Source organism: Ohtaekwangia sp. (assembly GCF_036568665.1).
Lineage (GTDB): Bacteria > Bacteroidota > Bacteroidia > Cytophagales > Cyclobacteriaceae > Ohtaekwangia.
On the sequence record NZ_DATCSD010000212.1, the window covers coordinates 1 to 3,383 of the forward strand.

3 protein-coding genes are annotated in these 3,383 nt (G+C 39.7%); all 3 read left to right on the forward strand.

The window, feature by feature from the left end; genetic code table 11:
• The first annotated feature begins 286 nt into the window (after positions 1-286).
• Complete coding sequence (locus VIN08_RS11760) at positions 287-475, forward strand: hypothetical protein (RefSeq protein WP_331964913.1); 189 nt, start codon at positions 287-289, stop codon at positions 473-475.
• A gap of 2,134 nt (positions 476-2,609) precedes the next feature.
• The gene (locus VIN08_RS11765) at positions 2,610-2,891 is read left to right on the forward strand and encodes a hypothetical protein (protein WP_331964915.1); all 282 of its coding nucleotides are present in this window, start codon (positions 2,610-2,612) and stop codon (positions 2,889-2,891) included.
• 81 nt (positions 2,892-2,972) lie between these two features.
• Positions 2,973-3,383 (forward strand): hypothetical protein (locus VIN08_RS11770; protein ID WP_331964918.1); only part of this gene is annotated, 411 nt, incomplete at its 3' end.

A 3,383-nucleotide genomic window follows, 5' to 3' on the forward strand; every position in this document is an offset into this window, starting at 1 on the left:
GAGCAGGCGCAAAAAATAACTGTTCTCAAATCGCTGGTAGATGGTCAGGATAAAATTCTGGCCATGTACCGCGAGCAGAAGAAGTAAAAAGGTATCTATAGCAGATACATTACCGTACTCAAAAGGCTGACGTTAGCAGGATATAGTTCATCCTCAGCCGTAATCAATTTAATGCCGCCTAAAAGAAGATAATTAGACTTGAGATCAAAGAATGTCTGCATTTTATAGTCAAAAAAATTGACAATACGGTTTATTTGGCTTTACTTGAAGCATTAAATTTCAAATTATGGAAGACGTTATCTACAATGCAGAATTAGTGATTCAGCTACAGACTATTCGTAAAGCGACCGAACAATTTTCAAAAGAAGACAGATTTAAATCAGCCGACCAATTAATTGCTGAAATAGACATCATTAAGAGTCTGCTTGATCACACGAGAAACTATGTAACCAAAACGACCGATAGTATACTTTAATCAAACATCCTGTTATGCGCAATATTATTCGACTGGTTGATGCTGCGTGGGAGCACGTCAGAATGTTTTTTGTCCAATGTTGTTTGTTTCAAAGCAGAGATAATCTGGACAAACTGTTTGGTGTACTGATGTGGGGGTGTATTGCATTGCTGACGTTTTCACTGCTTGGCCTGATAAATAGTATTAAACTTTAAAACCGCGCGAGCTAACTATACAGCCCTTCCTAACGCGTTTCCTTACAATGGAAAAGCGAGTGATGTGGATACTTCTGATAGCAATCCTGTTATCATCCACAGTCTAACCCCGGTAATGCGTCTTGCATTACCGGGCTCTTAATATATACCTATGTGTGTCTGCATATAAATTACCTATCTAATTATCAATAAAGACTATAAAGCAACCCTGCGTTGCCTGAAACCACGTTATTCAGTAATTTGTTGTTGAATCATTATGAATAGTAATCCTCGACCTGTCAGCCATGCTGCCCTAAAAAGGGCTCTCAAAGAAAGTATTAACATCCTAAAATCTTGCGCTGACACCCTTCATTATGTTGATAACCCCAAATTGGAAAAGCATACCATGGCAGTTACATATTGCTACCAAAACTGTAAACGGGCACTTGCCATCCTTGAGAACAACCCGGAAGAATTACACGCGTTCGCATCTTTTTTTGTGATGTCCTGTGAAAAATGTGTAGCACGTTGTAAACAAATCGATCTTGATATATTCCGAAAAAGCGGTCATCGTTCTGGAAGATTGCATTGGGGAGTTTTGATATTCTCTTCCGGGAGCGCTCTCGAATTCAAACTACCCAAGTGCAGATAAGGTGTTTTCAAGCAGAATAAAATCCTGTAAAGGATTTTCAGGATTTAGAAATACAGAATAAATTACGTGTAATAAAAGGCAGGACTAACCGAGTTGAGAGTGTAAAGTAAAATCAGGACGAGACAATGTAAGGAAATTCGGCAAGGTCACTGTCTTGTCGCAAAACACCCTTTTCAACTACCTGCCAACTATCCGCCAACTGTAGCCAACTCCCTTTAACCATCCGTCAACTCAATTCCAACTCCCCGTCAACTCAATTTTGATGTGACCTTTACTGTGACCTTTTACTTGTTTTATAGTAACCTAGCCTGAAAGACAACTCGTTTTTAGGGATGAGGAAATCTGGTGAAGAGTAATATTTCTCCCGGGATGAAAAATTTCCATGTGCAAAAGCATTAAAATTTACTAGGGGTAAACATCCCAATCTGTGGCAGATTAAGCCGGACAGCGGCTGGTAGTTTTTTACTACGGAAATAGTAAAAATATACTATTCAAAAGGGATAGACCACTTCTTGCAAGGCAGATTAAAACCTTTAAAATAATGCAGTTTAAGCGATTTTGTCTAAAGGCGTGGTCAGCGCTGACAAAACAGTTTTCATACCCCAATCTAAGAGGAAGATTTGGTCACCCGGACTATAACATTCTATACCAATACGCTGTAAGTAATAGGGTTAACCCGTTTGGCAGTCTACTATATCTATACTATATCTTTGTATCACGATTTTACAACACCACGTTTTCACTCACGAAAAAATTTTTTCCCTACAGTTTTCTGAGTACCGCATTTATGTCATTTCACACTCATCAATGGAAATCTGACTTAACATAAAAGAACATCAATGAAAACATGGACGCTAAAAGCGGCGAACACAAAACAACTCGCTGCCTTCTATGGTGTAGACCGCAGGTCAATGGCAACTTTAATCAATTCCTATCAGCCTAACATCGGTAAGCGAACCGGCTATTTCTGGAGCGTTGACCAAGTATTACTGATATTTAAGTTCCTCGGGCCGCCACCCCTTGTGCGCGTGATATAGTATAGTCACAAGCGCTCTTAAGACGATACATATTTCCTGAACTCGTTTGTTCTGTATACACGTACGTATATACTGGTTCATATACCAGTATATATCGATTCGAGTTCCATTTTGGAAATGTGTCTAATCCGACAATTGTGTACAAATTCAGGCCATTGTGTACAAGTTCAGCCCATTGTGTACAGATTCAGCCCATTGTGTACAAATCGCGGTCATCGTGTCGGCGCACTGTTATACCTTTCGAAAAAAATAAAACCAAAAAAAGTATATATATGAAAACTTGGAGAATCCAGCCTTGCACATCCAAAACACTGGCAGCTCTTTATGGAGTTACAGAAAAAGCATTCAGAACGCAGCTCAAACCTCTTGAAGGTAAGATCGGCAAAAAGCACGGATACCTATATACGGTAAAACAACTCATGATAATCTTTGATGAGTACTGTACACCTGCCGGTATAGAAATCATTTATCCAGACGCTATACCGGTTCGCAAACGAGGCAATGTTTACCGCGGTGCCGGGAATCACAGTGATGCAGGTGGCCTGATGATATAAGTACGTAATGCGGGGAGTTTTGCATCGCGTCAGCCAGAGAAAGCAGAAGTAAAAGACAGATTTGCCTACAAATACGAGCAAATGATGAGCAACTATCTATATATGGATGAACTTGGTGACATTGTCAAACAGCGTCCGGAGATCACCTATAATAACACACGTACATATTCCAATGGAAGTAAAGCACCTGATGGAATAGAGATACGTTTTGGCACTGTTCGTCCAACACCTGAAGTGCGAGAGCTGCTAAAGAATCATGGCTTTAAGTTTTCCGAGAAACAAACGATGTGGTATGCTTTTGACAATGCAAAGTCGCGCGAGCTTGTCAAGCAGTTTGAAGAAAACGAAGTTGATGTTGATAATACTCAGTATGAAAAACGAAATTTCTGGGTTCGTGTTAAAAGCCTGGCAGAATTTGAAAAGTTACGCGAGCGGACAGAATTCTATGTTACTGTAGATACACCAAAAAACTTCTATAGTAAATCTTTCTTG

Excerpts from the sequence above, each read along its gene's own strand:
- VIN08_RS11760 (WP_331964913.1), top strand. The coding sequence starts at position 287 with ATGGAAGACGTTATCTACAATGCAGAATTAGTGATTCAGCTACAGACT.
- VIN08_RS11765 (WP_331964915.1), top strand. The coding sequence starts at position 2,610 with ATGAAAACTTGGAGAATCCAGCCTTGCACATCCAAAACACTGGCAGCT.